The organism is Oceanobacillus sp. E9, from assembly GCF_001741975.1.
Lineage (GTDB): Bacteria > Bacillota > Bacilli > Bacillales > Amphibacillaceae > Oceanobacillus > Oceanobacillus kimchii.
Genome location: NZ_LSNA01000010.1, coordinates 84852 through 107219 on the forward strand (window position 1 = coordinate 84852; position 22368 = coordinate 107219).

Genomic DNA, 22368 nt, shown 5'->3' on the forward strand with positions numbered 1-22368 from the left:
TCCTTTCTTCTAGATGATTATTTCTTATTTCTTTTTAGGTCTTTTAGTTCCGTACTTGGAACGTCCTTGCATACGGCCTTCAACACCTGCAGTGTCAAGCGCTCCACGTACAATATGGTAACGTACACCCGGTAAGTCTTTTACACGACCGCCACGGATTAGTACAACACTGTGCTCTTGAAGGTTGTGACCAATTCCAGGAATGTATGCAGTTACTTCCATGTTGTTAGACAAACGCACACGCGCATATTTACGAAGTGCAGAGTTTGGTTTCTTTGGAGTAAGTGTACCAACACGAGTACATACACCACGCTTTTGAGGGGCGTTTTCATCAGTCATTTTCTTCTTAAAGCTGTTGTAGCCTTTATTAAGTGCAGGAGAGTCAGATTTTTTTGTTTTGCTGACACGACCTTTACGCACTAGCTGATTTATAGTAGGCATGATTTTATCCTCCCTTCATTTGTTTATGTGATTAATCAATCAGTGACCGTAGAATCATGTTTTGTAATGCCACACATCCAGGTGGTTCATCTTTAGGGAAAAAATAACGTCTCTGCGTATTATATACACAAAAACCTTATATCTCTTTGTATCAATCAACATATAGTCACTGTTCGTTGATTAGTCTAGTAATAAATTTAGTGTTATCTTGTAAACCGTAAGTTCCGATTACACTTTTTACAACCGAAAATACTTAGTAAGCATAATCGGAAGCACCTTGAATATAGTACCATTCTAGAATTTTAATGTCAATATCAAAAAGGTATTTTTTTGGTGCTTCCGATTGCTTATTATAATTGTCGCTTAAAAGTCTTTATAGGACTTCAACCATTTAAACTGTTTGAGTTTCTTCTTCTGAAGATTCTTCAACAGTTTCTGGCGTATCTAATCCTGATTCGAGATTACGATACTGAGGCATTCCAGTACCAGCTGGTACAAGCTTACCAATAATAACATTCTCTTTCAGACCTAGAAGTTCATCACGTTTTCCTTTGATTGCAGCATCTGTAAGAACACGTGTTGTTTCTTGGAATGATGCAGCAGATAAGAAGGAATCAGTTTCTAGTGACGCTTTTGTAATACCAAGTAGAACTGGGCGCCCAGTTGCAGGTTCTCCGTCTTCCATTAATACTTTATGGTTCGCTTCTTTGAATTGATGCAATTCAAGTAAGGAGCCAGGTAATACTTCCGTATCTCCGGAAGATACGATGCGAATCTTACGCAACATTTGACGAACCATTACTTCAACGTGTTTATCGCCGATTTCTACCCCTTGCATACGGTATACTCGTTGTACTTCTTTAAGCAAGTAATCCTGTACCCCTTCAACACCTTTAATTTGTAAGAGTTCTTTTGGATCAACGGAACCTTCCGTCAACTCTTGACCAGCTTCTACGGTGTCTCCGATTGCTACTTTCATTCTTGCGTTATAAGGTACTGCGTAACTACGTTGTTCCACTGCGCCTTGAACAACAATCTCTTGTTTATCTTTTACTTCTTTGAATTCTTGTACGGTTCCATCAATTTCAGTAATTACCGCTTGCCCTTTCGGATTACGTGCCTCAAATAACTCCTGAATACGAGGTAAACCTTGTGTGATGTCATCTCCTGCTACCCCACCTGTGTGGAAGGTACGCATTGTAAGCTGGGTTCCTGGCTCACCGATGGATTGTGCAGCAATAATCCCTACTGCTTCTCCTACTTCTACATCAGAACCAGTTGCTAAATTACGACCATAACATTTTTGACACACGCCGTGCTTCGTATTACAAGTGAAAGCAGAACGAATAATTACTTCTTTTATACCGGATTCAACAATTGTTTTCGCTTGGTCTTCAGAAATAAGCTCATTCTTTTCAACAAGCACTTCTCCAGTTTCTGGATGTTTTACATTTTCAAAAGAAGTTCTTCCAATCAAACGATCCAATAGTGGCTCGATTACTTCAGATCCCTCTTCTAATGCTGAAACAGTTAATCCTCGATCAGTTCCACAATCGTCTTCACGAATAATTACATCTTGTGCAACATCAACAAGTCGACGAGTTAAGTAACCTGAGTCAGCTGTTTTCAATGCTGTATCGGCAAGACCTTTACGAGCACCGTGAGTGGAAATAAAGTATTCCATTACAGTTAAGCCTTCTCGGAAACTTGATTTAATAGGTATCTCGATAATTTTACCAGCTGGATCGGCCATCAAACCACGCATACCAGCAAGCTGCGTAAAGTTAGACGCGTTACCACGAGCACCAGAATCACTCATCATAAAGATAGGGTTACGGTTGCTCAAGGAATCCATCAACTTATCTTGAATAACGTCTTTAGCTTCAGACCAAATAGCGATTACTCGATCATAACGTTCCTCTTCGGTAATTAAACCACGACGGAACTGTTTGAGTACTTTATCCACTTTAGTTTGAGCTTCATCTAAAATCCCTTGTTTTTCACCAAGTACAACAATATCAGAAATACCGACCGTCATACCTGCTTTGGTAGAATAACTAAATCCTAAGTCTTTCATACGGTCAAGCATTTTTGATGTCTCTGTGATTTGGAATCGTTTGAAGACTTCAGCAATGATATCTCCTAAGAAACCTTTTTTAAACGGTTTGACAAGTTCACGACTTTGGATTTCTTCTTTAATAGACGTACCAGGATCAACAAAATAATTCTCTGGTGTTTTTTCTTCAAGATTCAACTGTGTTGGTTCATTGATATACGGGAACGAATCCGGAAGAATCTCATTAAAGATTAACTTACCTACAGTAGTTAGTAATAATTTGTTGTTTTGCTCTTCTGTAAATGTTTTGTTATTTAAGCTTGACGCTTGAACAGCAACACGAGTATGCAGATGAGCATAACCAGTTTGGTATGCAATTAATGCTTCGTTTGTATCTTTAAAGTAAGAGCCTTCTCCGATAGCATTTTCACGTTCCAATGTTAGGTAATAGTTACCTAATACCATATCCTGTGACGGTGTAACTACTGGTTTACCGTCTTTTGGATTTAGAATGTTTTGAGCAGCCAACATCAAGATGCGTGCTTCTGCTTGCGCTTCTGCACCAAGTGGTACGTGAACCGCCATTTGGTCACCGTCAAAGTCTGCGTTATAAGCTGTACATACTAGCGGATGCAGACGAATTGCTCGCCCATCTACAAGAGTTGGCTCAAACGCCTGGATTCCTAAACGGTGAAGTGTAGGTGCGCGGTTTAGAAGTACTGGGTGTTCTTTAATAACATCTTCCAGCACATCCCATACATCTGGGTGTACGCGCTCGATTTTACGTTTTGCTGATTTTATATTATGAGCTAATCCTCTAGAAACAAGCTCTTTCATAATAAATGGTTTAAATAATTCTAATGCCATCTCTCTAGGCAATCCACATTGATACATTTTCAAATGTGGTCCTACGACGATAACGGAACGACCAGAGTAGTCAACACGTTTACCAAGTAAGTTTTGACGGAAACGACCCTGCTTCCCTTTCAACATATGAGATAGAGATTTTAAAGGACGATTTCCAGGTCCTGTAACCGGACGGCCACGACGACCATTATCGATTAACGCATCAACAGCTTCTTGTAACATACGTTTTTCATTTTGAACGATGATGCTAGGCGCACCTAAATCAAGAAGGCGTTTCAATCGGTTATTACGATTTATAACTCGACGATATAGATCGTTCAAGTCAGAAGTCGCAAAACGTCCACCATCCAACTGAACCATTGGACGTATTTCTGGAGGAATTACCGGTAGAACATCTAAAACCATCCAGCTAGAATCATTACCAGAATTACGGAATGCTTCCATAACCTCTAAACGTTTAATTGCTCTTGTTCTACGTTGTCCTTGCGCAGATTTCAATTCTTCTCTTAATGCATCCACCTCTTTTTCAAGGTCGATGTCTTGAAGAAGTTTGCGGATTGCTTCCGCACCCATTTGCGCTTTAAACGTATTGCCGTACTTATCATAATAAGAACGGAATTCTTTCTCAGAAAGCAATTGTTTTTTCTCAAGTGGTGTACTTCCTGGATCTGTAACGATATATGCTGCAAAGTAAATAACTTCTTCTAACGCACGTGGCGACATATCCAATACTAACCCCATACGACTTGGGATTCCTTTGAAATACCAAATGTGTGAAACTGGAGCTGCAAGCTCGATATGTCCCATACGTTCACGACGTACTTTCGCTTTTGTTACTTCTACTCCACAACGATCACAAACGACGCCTTTATATCGTACGCGCTTGTATTTACCACAATGACATTCCCAGTCTTTCTGTGGTCCAAAGATACGCTCACAGAAAAGACCATCTTTTTCCGGTTTCAATGTACGATAGTTAATCGTTTCCGGCTTTTTAACTTCACCGTATGACCAAGAACGAATCTTTTCAGGTGATGCGAGACCTATTTTCATGTACTCAAAATTATTTACATCCAACAAGGGGCAATCCTCCCTTTTTAATGTGCGATTTTACCACTGGATCAGATTATTTATAGAAAGCAACAGAAAGGTTCTCGGATTGTCACCCTAAAACCTTCTGTGCTAATTGTTTTATTCACTTTCTTCGACATCAATGTTTAGCTTTGTTGCTGCCTGAACTTCTTCTTCCTCTAATTCGCGCATATCAATTTCGTCTTCACTGCTGGAAAGCATTTTAACATCCATTCCAAGACTTTGAAGCTCTTTAATTAATACTTTAAAGGATTCTGGGACGCCAGGTTCTGGAACATTATCACCCTTAACAATTGCTTCGTATGTCTTCACACGACCAACTGTGTCATCCGATTTAACGGTAAGGATTTCTTGTAGTGTATAAGCAGCTCCATATGCTTCGAGTGCCCATACCTCCATCTCACCAAAACGCTGTCCACCAAACTGCGCTTTACCACCGAGTGGTTGTTGTGTAACAAGTGAGTATGGTCCAGTTGAACGAGCGTGCAGCTTATCATCAACCATGTGTGCAAGTTTAATCATATACATAACACCTACGGATACACGGTTATCAAATGCTTCACCAGTTCTTCCGTCGTATAAGACAGATTTTGCATCACGAGGCATGCCTGCTTCTTCAAGAGTTTCCCAAACATCTTCCTCACGTGCACCATCAAATACTGGGCTGGCCACATGTATACCTAGCTGTCTTGCAGCCATTCCCAAATGAAGCTCAAACACCTGTCCGATATTCATACGAGAAGGTACACCTAATGGGTTTAACATAATGTCGATCGGTGTTCCATCTGGTAGATATGGCATATCTTCTTCCGGTAATATTTTGGAGATAACCCCTTTGTTACCGTGACGACCTGCCATTTTATCTCCTTCATGGATTTTACGTTTTTGTACGATATAAGCGCGTACGAGTTGATTTACACCTGGTGGTAACTCGTCACCGTCTTCACGGTTGAATATCTTCACGTCAAGAACAATACCGCCACCGCCGTGTGGTACACGTAGAGATGTGTCACGTACTTCACGAGCTTTTTCACCAAAAATGGCGTGTAATAGGCGTTCTTCTGCAGAAAGCTCTGTTACTCCTTTTGGTGTTACCTTACCTACAAGGATATCTCCGTCTGTTACTTCCGCACCAACACGAATAATACCATGCTCATCAAGATTTTTCAGTGCATCTTCACCAACGTTTGGAATATCTCTTGTAATTTCTTCTGGCCCTAATTTTGTGTCACGAGCTTCCGATTCAAATTCTTCAATATGAATGGATGTATATACATCATCTTTCACAAGACGCTCACTCATGATGATTGCATCCTCATAGTTATAACCTTCCCAAGTCATGAAACCAACTAAAACGTTTTGACCTAGTGCAAGTTCACCGTCTTCCATAGAAGGTCCATCTGCAAGAACTTCGCCTTTTGTTACACGATCTCCTTGACTTACAATCGGACGCTGATTATAACACGTTCCTTGGTTAGAACGTTTATATTTTTGTAATCCATAACGATCTAAGTCGCCTTCAACTTCTTTACCATCAACAACAGAAATACGACGAACGTAAACTTCTTTTGCCTCAACGCGTTCAATCACACCGTCATGACGACAAATAACTGCAGCACCTGAATCTTTTCCGTTTACATACTCCATACCAGTTCCTACGATTGGAGCTTGTGGCTTCATCAATGGAACTGCTTGACGTTGCATGTTTGCACCCATTAGTGCACGGTTCGAGTCATCATTTTCCAAGAATGGAATACATGCTGTCGCAGCAGAAACAACCTGTTTCGGTGATACGTCCATGTAATCAATCTTATCGCGTGAAACTACGATGTTGTCTTCTTGGAAACGCGCAATTACTTCTTCGTTTTGGAAACGACTATCCTCATCTAACGGAGAGTTTGCTTGGGCAACAATATAGTTGTCCTGTTCATCCGCCGTCAGGTAATCAATTTTATTTGTTACTTTACCAGTTTCAGGGTCTACTCGACGATAAGGAGACTCAATAAAACCAAATTTATTCACTTTCGCATAACTAGATAACGAGTTTATCAACCCGATATTCGGACCCTCCGGAGTTTCGATCGGACACATACGTCCATAGTGGGAATAGTGTACGTCTCGAACTTCAAAGCCTGCACGCTCACGTGTAAGACCACCTGGTCCTAGGGCAGATAGACGACGTTTATGCGTTAGCTCACCTAGTGGATTTGTTTGATCCATAAATTGAGATAGCTGTGAGCTACCGAAGAATTCTTTAATTGATGCAATAACCGGTCGGATATTGATTAGTTGTTGTGGTGTAACGCTTGAAGTATCTTGGATAGACATTCTTTCGCGAACCACACGTTCCATACGAGACAATCCGATACGGAATTGATTTTGTAATAATTCTCCAACAGAACGCAAGCGACGATTACCTAAGTGGTCAATATCATCCGTTCCTCCAACTTCATGAAGCAAGTTGAAGAAATAGCTAATGGAAGATAAGATATCAGCCGGAGTAATGTTTTTAACATCATTAGTAACTCCGCCATTACCTATCACAGTAAGTTCTCTTTCTCCATTAGGATCTGTCGGGTCAACAATCTTAACAGATTGAATCGTGATTTCGTCTTCTAACACACCTTCATGAGGGGATAGAACAGATTCCCCAAAACGATCTTCTGCACGCTCTAAGTAAGGGAGGATTTTATCTAATAATTTTCGTTCTAACTTATCTCCCTTTTCTGCTATTACTTCACCAGTTTCTGGATCAACAATTGGTTCAGCTAAGATTTGATTAAACAAACGATTCTTCATGTGAAGTTTTTTATTCATTTTATAACGTCCAACATGCGCTAAGTCATAACGCTTTGGATCGAAGAAACGAGATACTAACAAGCTCTTTGCGTTTTCTACAGTAGGTGGTTCACCAGGGCGTAAACGCTCATAGATTTCTAATAGAGCTTTTTCAGCATTCTCTGTATTGTCTTTTTCTAGTGTATTACGTAAATATTCGTTTTCACCAAGCAAATCTGTGATTTCTTGATCTGTACCAAATCCTAATGCACGCAAGAGCACAGTGATTGGTAACTTACGAGTACGATCAATACGAACATACGCGATATCTTTTGCATCTGTTTCAAATTCCAACCACGCTCCGCGGTTTGGAATTACTGTTGCAGCAATGCCTCGTTTTCCGTTCTTGTCGATTTTCTCGTTATAGTATACGCTCGGAGAACGTACAAGTTGCGATACGATTACTCGTTCCGCACCATTAATAATGAATGTTCCCGTTTCTGTCATAAGAGGGAAATCACCCATAAATACTTCTTGTTCCTTTACTTCACCGGTTTCATTATTAATTAAACGAACCTTCACGCGAAGCGGAGCATTGTACGTTACGTCTCTTTCCTTCGCTTCATCTACAGGGTACTTTGGATCACCTAAACTATAATCAACAAATTCAAGCGATAGATTTCCTGTAAAGTCTTCGATTGGAGAAATATCCTGAAACATTTCTCGTAAACCTTCTTCCAAGAACCAATCGTAAGAAGCGGTTTGGATTTCGATTAGGTTTGGTAATTCCAACACCTCACTGATACGCGCATAGCTCCTGCGTTGGCGGTGCCGTCCATACTGAACTAGTTGACCTGTCAACTGCTTCACCCCTTAAATCTTACATTTAAATAGTATTTTAACTATAAAAATGTGAATCATATTTAAAAGAACTTACTGATACTATTAATCAGTTATGTTCTTTGAAACTAACAACATCTAACAAGTAATCATCTGGCTATCAAAATGAATCATACGATATGCAGATGGTCTCATTCAGCAATAATTCTTATACAATCATAATCTGATTGTACAGATTGCTAAAAATTTGGTAAACTATAGAAAACAATGAACCGGTCAGTATTTTTTCCGATTCTATCAGTTTTACCTGTAATGATTAAAATATACATTTTCTTTTAATGAATATACCCCTTGACAAGAGTATCCTCATTCTACCATCTTCCTATCTTAGCATACCCGAAAGCGATGGTCAAACGCTTTGCGCTTTTAAAATAAAATAACCTTTATCTTTTTTCACTATCTCTACATTACCAAACAAATCATCTAGCTTGTCTTTGGCAGACGGGGCACCTTGCTTTTTCTGTATAACCACCCATAACTCTCCATTAGGAAGCAATAATTCCTTCGCACCCTCAAAAATCTGATGCACTACCTTTTTTCCCGCACGAATCGGCGGATTTGTAACCACCGCAGCAAAACGGGATTCATCATCAATGGCACTGTATAAATCGCTTGTTTGTATAGTTACATTCGTTACATTATTTGCACTCGCGTTCTTTTTCGCTAATTCTACCGCTCGTTCATTGACGTCAATCATTGAAACTTCACGCTCATTGAATTCCGCTGCTAATGATAGCCCGATTGGCCCATATCCACAACCTACATCAAGTATATCTCCATTAATTTGAGGCTCTTGAAATTGTTCGATAAGCAAACGAGAACCAAAATCTATATCATTCTTTGAAAAGACACCTATATCACTTGTGAAACGAAAGGTTCGACCTCGCAATTCATACATCCACGTTCTTGGTGAAGTTTTCGACTGAGGATTATTGGAAAAGTAATGCTCTGACATATAGGCACCTACTTTACTATGAAATGTTTGTTGGAGATTCTATATCTAAAAAACAAACCACCGATTAATCGAAAAATATCCTAGCTGACTAGCATGTGCTTTTTCTTCTATAACGGTGGTTTACTTCTATTACTACCCCTTACGGAGGTTTCGTGATAAAGAGCCCGCCAAAAAACGGCGAGCTCCCTCTTTATTTAGCTTTCCTTATTTAACTTCTACAGTAGCTCCAGCTTCTTCAAGTTTACCTTGAACTTCTTCAGCTTCTTCTTTAGAAACGCCTTCTTTGATTGCTTTAGGAGCGTTATCTACTAGGTCTTTAGCATCTTTTAAGCCAAGACCAGTGATTTCACGTACTGCTTTAACAACTTTGATCTTAGATGCACCAGCACTGTTAAGAACAACGTCAAATTCAGTTTTTTCTTCTTCAGCAGCTCCGCCAGCAGCTCCTGCAGCAGCAACCGGTGCAGCAGCAGTTACTCCAAATTCTTCTTCAATAGCTTTTACTAAGTCGTTAAGTTCTAATACAGACATTTCTTTAATTGCGCTAATCATTTCTTCTTTAGTCATGATTGAATCCTCCTATTAATTGTAATTAATTTTTATTTGTAAACCGATTGGTGTGTTACGCACCTTGTTCTTCTTTTTGCTCAGCAACAGCTTTTGTAACATAAGCGAAGTTACGAACTGGAGCTTGAAGTACGCTAAGCAACATAGAAACCATACCTTCGTAGTTCGGAAGGTTTGCAAGCTCTGTGATTTGATCAAGTGTAGCGACTTGTCCTTCAATTACGCCACCTTTGATTTCCAATGCCTCATGCTCTTTCTTGAAGTTATTCAAGATACGTGCTGGTGCTACGACATCTTCGTTACTAAACGCGATAGCTGTAGGTCCAGTTAACGTATCGTTTAAGTCTGTAAGTTCCACAGCTTCAACCGCACGACGAGTCATTGTATTTTTGTAAACTTTAAAATCGATACCAGCTTCACGAAGCTCTTTACGTAATGCAGTAACTTCTGCTACGTCAAGACCACGATAGTCAACAACTACAGCTGTTTGGCTAGCACGGAATTTTTCAGCGATTTCTTCAACCACTTGTTTCTTTTTCTCAATGATACCTGACATTGTTCCACCTCCTATAAAGTTCCTCATTACACCGTTCGTTTGTGCTTTACATATTCGTACAGAACGTAAAATCTTTACGTTAGAGTTAGACATGTAAAAAGCTCTCATGCAGACATGAGAGCTTATATATGGCAGATAGCAATGCTTTAATAACGCGAAACTATCTTCATCATAAACACCTCGGCAGGATAATTAAGCTATAAAGCCCCCGCTGTCTACGGTATAACGTATTCTTTTTATTACCTGAATTAGTATATCGAACGTTACGACAAAAGTCAACTACCAATTAACGGTAGTTAGAAACATCTACTTTAATTCCAGGTCCCATAGTAGAAGTGATAGAAACGTTCTTCATGTAAATACCTTTAGAAGATTGAGGTTTCACTTTTACTAATTGTTCTGTTAATGCAACGAAGTTATCCACTAATTTTTGATCATCAAAAGAAATTTTTCCGATCGGTACGTGAATGTTTGCTGACTTGTCTACTCGATATTCTACTTTACCAGCTTTAATATCGTTAACAGCTTTCTCAACTTCGAATGTTACTGTACCAGTTTTAGGGTTTGGCATTAAACCTTTTGGTCCAAGCACACGACCAAGTTTCCCTACTTCAGCCATCATATCAGGTGTAGCTACGATTACATCAAATTCAAACCAACCTTGGTTGATTTTGTTAATGTAGTCTGCTTCACCTACATAATCTGCGCCAGCAGCTTCTGCTTCCTTCGCTTTTTCACCTTTAGCAAATACCAATACACGTTGTGTTTTCCCAGTGCCGTGTGGTAACACCATAGCACCGCGGATTTGTTGGTCTGCTTTCTTAGGATCTACGCCAAGACGGAAAGCCGCTTCTACAGTTTCATCAAAATTTGCTTTAGCTGCTTTTTTAGCTAATTCAACAGCTTCTTTAATTTCATATGATTTAGAGCGATCAACAAGCTTTAATGCTTCTTGATGCTTCTTACCGATTTTTGCCATTTTATTTCCTCCTCTATTGTGGTTATAACGGTTGTACCTCCCACTTATAAAAGCACAAGGCTTTTATCAAGCACATTAACACAAACACCGTGTTAGCATCTCACGAATAAGGCTGCGGATGTCATCCAGCCGCAACCTCTTATTGTAAACTTCAATCAAATCTTATTGATTGAATAGCGGAATCGATTAGTCTTCAATCGTGATTCCCATACTGCGTGCAGTTCCTTCTACCATACGCATTGCCGCATCAACGTCAGCTGCGTTTAAATCAGGCATTTTCGTTTCAGCGATTTCTTTAACTTGATCGCGTTTAACAGAAGCGACCTTGTTTTTGTTTGGCTCACCAGAACCAGACTCAATTCCAGCTGCTTTTTTCAATAGTACTGCTGCCGGTGGAGTCTTAGTAATAAATGTAAATGAACGGTCCTCGAATACCGTAATTTCAACAGGAATAATCATACCCGCTTGATCTTGTGTTCGAGCGTTGAATTCTTTACAGAATCCCATAATATTAACACCTGCTTGACCTAGTGCTGGTCCTACCGGCGGCGCTGGGTTAGCTTTACCAGCTGGGATTTGCAATTTAACTAATTTAATTACTTTTTTAGCCACGAGACACACCTCCTTAAAGTCCGTGATGTGGTAATAGGGTTATAAGATTTGGTAAACCCTCCCACTCAAATTTACCATCTGCACCAACTCGGGGCACATGAATAACAAAAGAATTTTAGCATGTATTTCGAAAAAATGCAAGCTTTTAGTGATGGAGAATTTATGATAATTTTTCTACTTGTGAAAAGTCTAGTTCTACTGGAGTTTCTCTACCAAACATATTTACATGCACCTTAATTTTTTGCTTGTCCGCATCTATATGTTCGATAGACCCTGTGAAGTCCGTGAACGGTCCATCTGTAACGCGGACATTTTCTTTTATCTCAAAATCTACTTGTACCGTTGGTTCAGATACACCCATACGTTTTAGTACTACATCAATCTCGCCAGGCATTAGTGGAGTTGGTTTTGCACCATGTCCACTAGAACCTACGAATCCAGTTACACCTGGTGTATTACGAACGACATACCATGAATCATCTGTCATCACCATCTCGGTTAACACATATCCGGGGAATGACTTTTTCTTCACCATTTTCTTCTTGCCGTTTTTGATCTCAGCCTCTTCATCTTCTGGGACAATTACTCGAAAGATCTTATCTTCCATCCCCATTGATTCAACACGTTTTTCTAGATTCATTTTTACTTTGTTTTCATACCCTGAGTAAGTATGAACGACATACCAATTTTTCTCCATCTTCATTAGGACAATATGTTGTCCTTCCCTCCCTTGCAATTCATTATATGAAACACACCAACACTATTTTAAGAGTTTTCTTCCAACATTAAAAAACCCGCAAATGCCGGGTTTTTAGTTTAAATATATATGCGCTTAGTACAGTATACCTTATTATAGCTTAATTATTCAAAAAATGCATTTAAAATTTGAGAAATCCCTAAATCTACGACAAAAAAGAATACAGCCATGAAAATTACTGTAGAAATAACGACCACAGTGTAATTTCTAAGTTCCTTTCCTTTTGGCCAACTTACCTTTTTCATCTCTCTAGATACATTTCTTAAAAACTTAAACATTCTTTGTACCCCCCGAACCCACACGATTCTATATAAAAACAAAACTTTATCCACCGGGATTTATCACCCCACTGATCTTACCTAAATAAAACAGTTTGACCGTCTGATAATTCCCTCTCTCGAGAGCGAATCTTGCAGACAGTTATGGCGCATAATGTTAAATTGCATTCTTTTATTTCGTCTCGCGATGTAATGTATGTTTCCCGCATGTTTTGCAATACTTTTTTACTTCTAATCTTGTAGATTGATTGGATACATTTTTGTTTGTCGAATAATTCCTGCTTGAACATACAGCACATGCCAATGTAATTTTTGTACTCATTATTCCACCCCTTACGAAGGGATTATAGACTATATTACTGTAGCACCTAGCACGAATTATGTCAACGGCATCACAACAATCTATCACTTCTATTACAAGAAACAGTAAAATTTTCCCATAATTTTCAGATTCTTATTGTCGTTTTCTGTCGATAAGTTTTTTTATAATTTACAATGAAACTCCATTCGATTCCATCAGTTGCTCTAGTTTTCGTTTTACTCGCTGGAGCGCATTATCAATCGACTTCACATGACGGTTTAAATGCTCTGATATCTCTTGATATGTGCGTCCATCTAAATATAATTGCAATACTTTCTTTTCTAAGTCGCTTAATAATTTCGATAATTTGTGTTCCAACGTTCCATAATCTTCTTGACTAATCAATAATTCTTGTGGATCGACATCGATGGATCCACCTATTATGTCTAGCAAAGTTCTGTCTGATTCTTCATCATAAATTGGCTTGTCCAAAGAAACGTATGAATTTAATGGAATATGTTTTTGACGGGTTGCTGTTTTTATTGCCGTAATAATTTGTCTTGTTACACATAATTCTGCAAATGCTTTAAAAGAGGAGAGCTTGTCCACATCATAATCACGTATTGCTTTATAAAGACCAATCATCCCCTCTTGAATAATGTCCTCTTTATCAGCACCCACCAAAAAATATGTCCGTGCTTTTCCTCGTACAAAACTAATGTATCGTTGTATAAGGAGGTCTAGCGCATGACTATTCCCTTGACGAATGAATTTTAGCAAATCAGTATCATCAAGCTGTTCTAATCCCTTGTTGGTCGTGTCTATTTGCCCGATATTCACCAAAGATCGCCTCCTGCAATTCCGCTTCTATAAGTATAGGAAATATTATACAGGAAGCGTTTTAATACCGTCAACTTGACCTAAACTCCAAAAAAGTCATAATTTGTCGAATTGTATGATTTTGATGAGACGTACGAGCTACTATTCCCCTCTTCGCATTTGTTCGAACTTTTCCATGATTTCTTTATCAATTTTTATTTTTGCTTGTGGTTTTGTTTTTCGATGGACTTCTAAACTAATATGAATCTCTCTATCCATATCTTGCACTTCTATAAGTAACTCTCGAGCAGATTTACGAAGTGCACCTTGTCCAAAAATAGTCCGTTGTTCTGCGTAATCCGAGGTCGCTACATAGACTTGAGTTTGGATGTTTTTCACTTCTTTAACCAATTTTTCGATACATTCGTCTGCCGTTTCTTTTTCTTTCGTATAAATAATCTCAATGTTAAATTTTTGTTGTTTATTCTCTACACCACGTACATAATAAGCATCGAAAACGAGAATCACATGCTTTCCAGTAAAAGCTTGATATTCCGCTAACACTTCAATGAGTCGATCTCTTGCCTGACCAATATCTTTTTCCTTAAGCCGTTGTAATTCTCCCCAAGCACCAATTACGTTATATCCATCGACAATCAAGACTTCTTTCATTACTGATCCCCGAGAGAATAACGTTTACGATAGACTTCATAAAGTAAAAGCCCACAAGCTACCGACGCATTGAGTGAAGATACTTGTCCGACCATCGGCAAGCCCACTGTCCAGTCACATTTTTTTCGAACGAGACGACTCATACCTTTACCTTCGTTACCAATAACGATACCAATAGGTAACGATCCATCTAATTTTCGATAGTCTTCATCTGCTTCCGCTTCAGTTCCAACAATCCAAACATGTCGTTCTTTTAATTCATCAATGGTGTTAGACATATTGGTTACACGCACAACTGGAATATGTTCTATTGCTCCTGCTGCTGTTTTTGCTACAGTTGCGGTTAATCCAACAGAACGTCGTTTAGGAATAATAACACCATGGACACCTGTTGCATCTGCGCTTCGTAATATCGAACCTAAGTTATGGGGGTCTTCTAATTCATCTAATAAGATAAAGAAGGGGTCCTCTCCACGTTCATTTGCCCGATTAAATAAATCGTCTAATGTGGCGTACGTATAAGAAGCTACATATGCTATCACTCCTTGATGATTCCCCAATTCCATCTGATCTAATTTTGAACGTGGCACCTTTTGTACAATTGTTCCAGCCTCTCTTGCTAATTGATTAATTTTTTGAAATGTGGAACCTTGTATTTGCTCTGTAACCATTACTTTATTCACTGATCGCCCAGACTTCAAAGCTTCTATAACTGGGTTCCTTCCCATAATGACTTCATTGTCCATGGTTATCTCTCCTTTCTTCCACGTATTGAATTGCTTTTTGAATAAGTTCTTCTAATCGACCTTGGTTCTTCAACATATAATGATACCCAATTAGTGCCTCAAACGCGGTACTATACCGATACGTTTGGACACTTATATTTTTTGGTACCGAACCCGATTTAGCATTCCTTCCCCGAGAAACAACTTTTTGTTCTTCTTCGGTAAGAAATCCGTCAACTTCCAACCAACGTAAAATGACCATTGCCTGAGTTTTTCCCGCGACATACGATGTTGCAGACTGATGTAACTTATTAGGATTTACCGTACCATGTTCTAAAAGATATTCTCGAATATATAATTCATAAATAGAATCACCTATATAAGCAAGGGCAAGGCTTTTTAGCTGCTTCACATCACTTTGTTTCATTACTTACCTCTTTTCCAACGAACACCTTGTGGAGTATCTTCGAGTACTATACTTTTTTCTTTGAGCATATCACGAATCTCATCTGCTCTACTGAAATTGCGGTTTTTACGGGCTTCATTTCTTTCTTCAATTAACGCTTCAATTGTTTCATCAAGTAATATTTCTTCATCTTCTAAAATATTAATTCCCAATACTGTTAGAATCTGTGCAATCGCATCTTGAAAAGCATCTATAACTTTAGTAGAAGTTTGATTTTCTTGAAGATAAACATTCGCTTCCTTCGATAAATCAAATAAAACAGAAATTGCATTAGCTGTATTGAAATCGTCGTCCATATCTTGTTCAAAATTACTCATTGCAGCTTCTACCATTTGCAGCCACTTAGCATCATTGTTAGTTAGATTTAAGCTTGAATCGCGTCGATGAGACAGATTATGATAAGCTGTTTGAATCCGTTCTAAGCTCGTTTTTGCACTCTCAAGTAGTTCTTCTGTAAAGTTAATTGGATTACGATAATGAACAGATAACATAAAGAAGCGTAACACTCTTGGATCATGCGCTTGGATTAAGTCTCTTGCAAGTACAAAGTTACCGAGTGACTTCGACATTTTCTCATTATCAATATTAATATACCCATTATGCATCCAATAGTTTGCAAAAGGCTTCCCGTTCATTGCTTCCGATTGCGCTATTTCATTTTCATGATGTGGGAAGGTTAAATCCTGCCCACCAGCATGAATATCAATCGTATCCCCTAAGTGTTTCTTTACCATTGCCGAGCATTCAATATGCCAACCCGGTCTTCCTTCCCCCCAAGGAGATTTCCAAGCAATTTCATCGTCTTTTGCCTTCTTCCATAATGCAAAATCAAGTGGATCTTCTTTTTTCTCTCCTACTTGAATGCGTGCTCCAGAACGTAATTCATCAATTGATTGATGAGATAATTTGCCATAAGAGTCAAAGGATCTTGGTTTAAAATACACGTCTCCATCCGCTTCATACGCATAGCCTTTATCAATTAAGGCTGAAATGAAAGCAATAATATCATCCATCGTATCCATTACTCTCGGGTTTTTTGTAGCTTTTTTTACTCCAAGTGCTCCAACGTCTTCTAAATACGCATTTACAAATCTATCCGCAAGTGCGGGAACTTCTTCACCGACTTCTTTTGCCGTTTTAATGATTTTATCATCAACATCCGTGAAGTTTAATACATAATCTACATCAAATCCTCTATATTCTAAATATCGTCGAACGGTATCAAACACAATCGCGGGTCTTGCATTACCAATATGGATGTAGTTATACACGGTTGGGCCGCATACATACATTTTTACCTTTCCCTCTTCCATTGGTTTAAACGTTTCTTTTTGTCTTGTTAACGTATTATATATTTGAATGGTCATTTTCTAAAGTTCTCCTTTCCTCTTTCAACGAAGCAATTTCCGCTGTTAACTCGTCTATTTGTGTCTGTAAATTTTCACACTTATCAGAGACAGGATCTGGTATTTTATGATGATCGAGGTCTCTTCGTACTCTTTTTCCATCTTGTACGACTACTTGCCCAGGAACACCTACAACCGTGGAATTATCTGGGACATCCTTGAGCACGACTGATCCGCCACCGACTTTTGAATTTTCACCAATCGTAATCGCACCAAGTACTTTGGCGCCAGTTGCAATCAGCGCATTATCCTTTAGAGTCGGATGGCGTTTACCTTTTTCTTTACCGGTACCACCAAGGGTTACTCCTTGAAAAATGGTAACATTATTGCCTATCTCACATGTTTCTCCGATGACAACTCCCATCCCATGATCAATAAATAATCGACGGCCTATTTTTGCTCCAGGATGGATTTCGATTCCAGTGAAAAACCGACTTAATTGTGAAATCACACGTGCAATAAACAATAATCGCTTATTATAAAACCAATGGGCAACACGATGTGACCATACAGCATGTAATCCCGAATACGTAAGCATTACTTCAACATACGTTCTAGCAGCTGGGTCCTGCTCAAATACAACATCCATATCCTCTTTCATCATTTTAAAAATACCCAAACGGAAAACCTCCTTCCTGCATTAAAAAAGCGTCTCTGTGTATGATATACACAGAGACGCCTCTCGCGCGGTTCCACTCTGTTTAGAGAAGGGTTATACCATTACTTCTCTCAACTTGACTCCTATAACGGCAGAGTTCCCGCTGTGATGTACTCTACATTTTCCATCACAGACTCCGAGGAGCACTTCAGATTAATTGCTTAAAGCCACTTTCAGCAAACGTGGTTCTCTCTGTGTAAACAAATTAATCTTACTTTCCCTCTTCTACGTTTTATCTATTTTAATAGCTCATATTTATCGGGTTTCTATATGCTTAATATATTACAAATTCGCCTAAATGTGAATCCTTATGCTCCCATTTCTTTCAATAGTTTATCCAATCGATCAAGAATAATGTCTCTACCTAGTAACTCAATCGCAAATGGCAGTTCAGGGCCATGCATTTGACCAGTTGTCGCAACACGAATTGGCATGAATAATTTTTTACCACGATGACCAGTTTCTTTCTGTGTTGCTTTAAATTGAGCTTTTATAGAGTCTTTATCAAACGATTCCAAGTGAATCAACTTATCCGTAAAAACTTGTAGCACTTCCGGAACTTGTTCCCCATTAAGCACTTCCCATGCTGCTTCATCATAAGAAAGTTCTTTTTGGAAAAATAGTTCTGTAAGTTCAACAATCTCCGCACCATAACGTAACTGTTCACGATAAAGCGAGATCACATTTTCTGCCCATTGACGAGTTTCTTCATCCATTTCCTCTGGCAGTTTTCCTGCTTTTATTAAATGCGGCAATGCAAGATCAATAACTCTATCAAGATCCGCTGCTTTAATGTACTCGTTATTCATCCATTTCAGTTTATGTTGGTCAAAGATTGCAGCAGAAGTAGATAGACGTTCTGGATCAAAAATTTCAATCAGTTGCGCTTGTGTGAACATCTCTTCTTCCCCAACCGGAGACCATCCGAGTAAGCTAATGAAATTAAACATCGCTTCAGGTAAATAGCCAAGATTACGATATTGCTCAATAAATTGGAGAATATGTTCATCACGCTTACTTAATTTCTTTCGCTCTTCATTAAGGATAAGTGTCATATGTCCATAACGTGGAGCTTCCCAACCAAATGCATCAAATATCATCATTTGCTTCGGAGTATTCGAGATATGTTCTTCCCCACGCAAAACATCACTGATTTTCATTAAATGATCATCAATCGCTACTGCAAAATTATAGGTTGGAATTCCATTCTTCTTCACGATAACCCAGTCACCAAAATCACTTGACTCGAATGTAATCGGTCCGCGCACTAGATCATTAAATGTATACGTAGTGTTCTCTGGAACTCGGAAACGAATACTTGGTTGACGACCTTCTGCTTCAAATTGTTCGATCTGTTCTGGTGTTAAATCTCGATGAGCTCCAGAATATTTTGGAACTTGTCCATTTTGGCGTTGCTCTTCACGTTCTGCTTCTAATTCATCTTCTGTCATATAGCATTTATAAGCTAAATTCTTCGCAAATAATTCATCAAGGTATCTTTGATAAATATCAAGGCGTTCCGTTTGACGATAAGGGCCGTACTCTCCACCGATATCAGCACCTTCATCCCACTGGAGCCCTAACCATTTTAAGTATTTTAATTGGCTTTCTTCGCCACCTTCAACATTTCTTTTATCATCTGTATCTTCCGTACGGATAATAAACTTTCCATCAAAATGCTTTGCATATAAATAATTAAATAATGCAGTTCGTGCATTCCCAATATGCAAATGTCCGGTTGGACTTGGAGCATAACGCACGCGAACTTCTTGATTCATTACTTGTTGCCTCCTTAGGAAATAAATATGAATTCGCTTATCATCGAATAAGTTCTATATGAAAAAGTGATAACATATTTCATGTTATCACTTTTCTTCGTCCTTTATCAGTTATACCCTTTTTAGAGCGCTTTTTCAAGTAATTTTGGTTTTGCAAATATCATTCTACCTGCAGAAGTTTGTAAAACACTCGTAATAACTACTTCAATATTTTTTCCAATATAGTCTCTGCCTTCTTCAACGACAATCATCGTACCATCATCTAAATAAGCAACACCTTGGTTTTGCTCTTTCCCATCTTTAATAACCTGTACATGTAATTCTTCACCAGGTAATACGACTGGTTTTACCGCATTCGCTAGGTCATTAATGTTCAGAACGTTTACTCCTTGAAAATCACAAACCTTATTCAAGTTAAAATCGTTCGTCACGACAATACCATTGATTACTTTCGCTAATTTAATCAGTTTACTATCAACCTCTTGGATATCCTCAAAGTCTCCCTCATATATTTCCACATTAATCGGTAATTCCTTTTGAATACGATTTAAGATATCCAATCCACGACGACCACGATTACGTTTTAACGTGTCCGATGAATCAGCAATATGCTGTAATTCTCCTAAAACAAATTGTGGAATGACTATGGTTCCTTCTAGAAAGTTCGTTTGACAAATGTCTGCAATTCTTCCATCAATAATTACACTTGTATCTAAAATCTTCGCCTTTGGTTTATCAGCCGGTGCTGCATTTTCTTCTGGAATACGACGTCCCTTTTTATTCGCCCGCATTAAATTGCCAAATTCTTCACGTCTTCGAAAGCCTACTTGGAATCCTAAGTATCCAAAGGTAATCATAATGAAAAATGGTAATACCTGTGACAAGATATGAATTCCTGTATCTTGAAGCGGTATATTGATAAAATACGCAATCACTAAACCTACGATCAGACCAATACTTCCAAAAAATAAATCCATCGCTGGGAGTTTAATAAGCGCATCCTCAACCCAGCGTAAGAAACCTGCAATATAATCAACCAATAAGTAGGAGAGTATGAAGAATATAATAGCACCAATAATCATACCTAATATCGGCGAATTCAACCATGCAGGATCTGTTACGTTTAACAAACTAAAAATTTCCGGTATATATAAATACCCGACGGTACCACCTAATATAATAAAGAATAAATGAACTATCTTTTTAAGCACCATCGCTCACCTCCTAACCCTAGTATTGCCTATTATTTGGAAAAGTATCCCATAAGGTTTTTTCATAGAATAAAAAGAAATATTAATGACGTAATCCAATATCTAAAGCCTCTTGTACACTTGATACACCAATGACATCAATTCCACTAGGATAATTCCAACCATCCAAATTATTTTTTGGACATATTACGCGTTTAAAACCTAATTTCGCCGCTTCTTGTACACGTTGCTCAATTCGAGAAACCCTTCTAATCTCACCAGTTAAACCTACTTCACCTACAAAAATATCATTCGGATTCGTTGGTTGATTTCGAAAGCTAGAAGCGATACTTACAGCTAATGCTAGATCAATAGCTGGCTCATCTAACTTTACGCCGCCAGCAACTTTTATATATGCGTCTTGATTTTGAAGCATCAAACCGACACGTTTTTCTAAAACGGCCATTAACAACGGTACACGATTATGGTCTATTCCTGTTGCAGTACGACGAGGATTTCCAAAGCTAGTGGGAGAAATTAATGCTTGAATTTCTACCAATACCGTTCTCGTTCCTTCCATCGATGCTACAACTGTCGACCCAGCTGCCCCTTCTGATCGTTCTTCTAGAAATATCTCAGACGGATTCATTACTTCTCGTAATCCCTCTTCTTTCATCTCAAATATTCCCATTTCATTCGTACTACCAAAACGGTTCTTTACTCCTCGTAATATACGATATGTGTGATGACGCTCGCCTTCAAAATATAGAACAGCATCTACCATATGTTCTAATAATCGAGGACCAGCAATGGAACCTTCTTTTGTTACATGACCAACAATAAAAATAGGTATTCCATTTGATTTTGCTATTTTCATTAGCTCCATTGTACATTCACGTACTTGAGAAACACTTCCTGGAGCACTCGTTACTTCTTCTTTAAATATGGTTTGTATCGAATCGATTACTACAAAGGACGGTTTTACTTCTTCTACCTGTTTACTAATATCATATAAATTGGTTTCTGATAAAACATACAACTGATCTGTTGCAATATCGAGTCGATCTGCACGTAATTTTGTTTGACGAGTTGATTCCTCTCCAGAAACATAAAGTACTGACATATCTTTTTCTGCTAATTGAGAGGATATTTGGAGTAATAAGGTTGACTTACCAATACCCGGATCTCCTCCAATTAAAACAAGTGAACCTAGTACAATTCCGCCACCTAGCACTCTGTTGAACTCTTTCATGTTCGTAGTAATTCTAGGTTCTTTCTTCGATTCAATCGCTGTGATTTTTTCAGGCTTACCTGCACCTGCAGATGTCGTACTAGTAGCATAGCCTGTCCGACCTTTAACCGAAGCTGGATCTATTTCCTCCACCATGGTATTCCATTGATGACAAGCCGGACATTTTCCCATCCATTTAGCTGATTCATATCCACATTCCTGACATACAAACTTTGTTTTTCGTTTTGCCAAATTTATTAACCCCTTCTCTATTATTGTAGCCT

The 22368-nt window shown here is 38.6% G+C and carries 20 protein-coding genes and 2 other annotated features; all 20 genes read right to left on the reverse strand.

Annotation, left to right across the window (positions count from 1 at the left end; translation table 11 throughout):
- Positions 1-24: 24 nt before the first annotated feature.
- The 20 genes from rpsL to radA all read right to left on the reverse strand — a co-directional run bounded on the left by rpsL (position 25) and on the right by radA (position 22336).
- The gene (gene rpsL / locus AQ616_RS18270) at positions 25-441 is read right to left on the reverse strand and encodes a 30S ribosomal protein S12 (RefSeq protein ID WP_017795116.1); all 417 of its coding nucleotides are present in this window, start codon (positions 439-441) and stop codon (positions 25-27) included.
- 391 nt (positions 442-832) lie between these two features.
- Positions 833-4444 (reverse strand): DNA-directed RNA polymerase subunit beta', encoded by a 3612-nt coding sequence (gene rpoC / locus AQ616_RS18275; RefSeq protein WP_017795115.1) that lies wholly within the window; start codon positions 4442-4444, stop codon positions 833-835.
- A 111-nt stretch (positions 4445-4555) separates the two neighbouring features.
- Positions 4556-8095: a DNA-directed RNA polymerase subunit beta gene (gene rpoB / locus AQ616_RS18280; RefSeq protein ID WP_017795114.1), complete on the reverse strand. Its 3540-nt coding sequence runs from the start codon at positions 8093-8095 to the stop codon at positions 4556-4558.
- A 388-nt stretch (positions 8096-8483) separates the two neighbouring features.
- Positions 8484-9089: a class I SAM-dependent methyltransferase gene (locus AQ616_RS18285; protein WP_017795113.1), complete on the reverse strand. Its 606-nt coding sequence runs from the start codon at positions 9087-9089 to the stop codon at positions 8484-8486.
- A 204-nt stretch (positions 9090-9293) separates the two neighbouring features.
- Positions 9294-9656 (reverse strand): 50S ribosomal protein L7/L12, encoded by a 363-nt coding sequence (gene rplL / locus AQ616_RS18290; protein ID WP_017795112.1) that lies wholly within the window; start codon positions 9654-9656, stop codon positions 9294-9296.
- 55 nt (positions 9657-9711) lie between these two features.
- Entirely contained in the window at positions 9712-10212 is a 501-nt protein-coding gene (gene rplJ / locus AQ616_RS18295) for a 50S ribosomal protein L10 (protein ID WP_069686522.1), read from the reverse strand.
- Positions 10213-10297: 85 nt separating this feature from the next.
- Positions 10298-10451 (reverse strand) — a sequence feature (ribosomal protein L10 leader region).
- Between the two features lie 47 nt (positions 10452-10498).
- On the reverse strand, positions 10499-11191 hold the full coding sequence (rplA, locus tag AQ616_RS18300; RefSeq protein WP_017795110.1) for a 50S ribosomal protein L1: 693 nt from the start codon (positions 11189-11191) through the stop codon (positions 10499-10501).
- Between the two features lie 186 nt (positions 11192-11377).
- Positions 11378-11803 carry a 50S ribosomal protein L11 gene (rplK, locus tag AQ616_RS18305; RefSeq protein WP_011064510.1) on the reverse strand — a complete coding sequence of 142 codons (426 nt, stop codon included), beginning with the start codon at positions 11801-11803 and terminating at the stop codon, positions 11378-11380.
- Between the two features lie 160 nt (positions 11804-11963).
- Complete coding sequence (nusG, locus tag AQ616_RS18310; RefSeq protein ID WP_069686527.1) at positions 11964-12500, reverse strand: transcription termination/antitermination protein NusG; 537 nt, start codon at positions 12498-12500, stop codon at positions 11964-11966.
- A 164-nt stretch (positions 12501-12664) separates the two neighbouring features.
- Positions 12665-12838, reverse strand: coding sequence for a preprotein translocase subunit SecE (secE, locus tag AQ616_RS18315; RefSeq protein WP_017795109.1), 174 nt, complete (start codon positions 12836-12838; stop codon positions 12665-12667).
- A 172-nt stretch (positions 12839-13010) separates the two neighbouring features.
- The gene (gene rpmG / locus AQ616_RS19360) at positions 13011-13160 is read right to left on the reverse strand and encodes a 50S ribosomal protein L33 (protein WP_077595843.1); all 150 of its coding nucleotides are present in this window, start codon (positions 13158-13160) and stop codon (positions 13011-13013) included.
- Positions 13161-13328: 168 nt separating this feature from the next.
- On the reverse strand, positions 13329-13982 hold the full coding sequence (sigH, locus tag AQ616_RS18320) for an RNA polymerase sporulation sigma factor SigH (RefSeq protein ID WP_017795108.1): 654 nt from the start codon (positions 13980-13982) through the stop codon (positions 13329-13331).
- 138 nt (positions 13983-14120) lie between these two features.
- Entirely contained in the window at positions 14121-14630 is a 510-nt protein-coding gene (locus AQ616_RS18325) for an NYN domain-containing protein (protein ID WP_017795107.1), read from the reverse strand.
- Positions 14630-15376 (reverse strand): 23S rRNA (guanosine(2251)-2'-O)-methyltransferase RlmB, encoded by a 747-nt coding sequence (rlmB, locus tag AQ616_RS18330; protein ID WP_017795106.1) that lies wholly within the window; start codon positions 15374-15376, stop codon positions 14630-14632. The genes AQ616_RS18325 and rlmB overlap by 1 nt, the downstream gene beginning before the upstream one ends.
- Positions 15366-15782: a Mini-ribonuclease 3 gene (locus AQ616_RS18335; RefSeq protein ID WP_017795105.1), complete on the reverse strand. Its 417-nt coding sequence runs from the start codon at positions 15780-15782 to the stop codon at positions 15366-15368. The genes rlmB and AQ616_RS18335 overlap by 11 nt, the downstream gene beginning before the upstream one ends.
- Entirely contained in the window at positions 15782-17188 is a 1407-nt protein-coding gene (gene cysS / locus AQ616_RS18340; RefSeq protein ID WP_069686523.1) for a cysteine--tRNA ligase, read from the reverse strand. The genes AQ616_RS18335 and cysS overlap by 1 nt, the downstream gene beginning before the upstream one ends.
- Entirely contained in the window at positions 17169-17846 is a 678-nt protein-coding gene (cysE, locus tag AQ616_RS18345) for a serine O-acetyltransferase (protein ID WP_017795103.1), read from the reverse strand. Before cysE ends, cysS begins: the two co-directional genes overlap by 20 nt.
- A 49-nt stretch (positions 17847-17895) precedes the next feature.
- Positions 17896-18122, reverse strand: a binding site (T-box leader).
- Positions 18123-18193: 71 nt separating this feature from the next.
- Positions 18194-19663 carry a glutamate--tRNA ligase gene (gene gltX / locus AQ616_RS18350; protein WP_069686524.1) on the reverse strand — a complete coding sequence of 490 codons (1470 nt, stop codon included), beginning with the start codon at positions 19661-19663 and terminating at the stop codon, positions 18194-18196.
- A 122-nt stretch (positions 19664-19785) separates the two neighbouring features.
- A complete protein-coding gene (locus tag AQ616_RS18355; RefSeq protein WP_026133668.1) occupies positions 19786-20874 on the reverse strand; it encodes a PIN/TRAM domain-containing protein in 1089 nt (362 codons plus the stop codon).
- Positions 20875-20956: 82 nt separating this feature from the next.
- Entirely contained in the window at positions 20957-22336 is a 1380-nt protein-coding gene (radA, locus tag AQ616_RS18360; RefSeq protein ID WP_017795100.1) for a DNA repair protein RadA, read from the reverse strand.
- Positions 22337-22368: the final 32 nt, after the last annotated feature.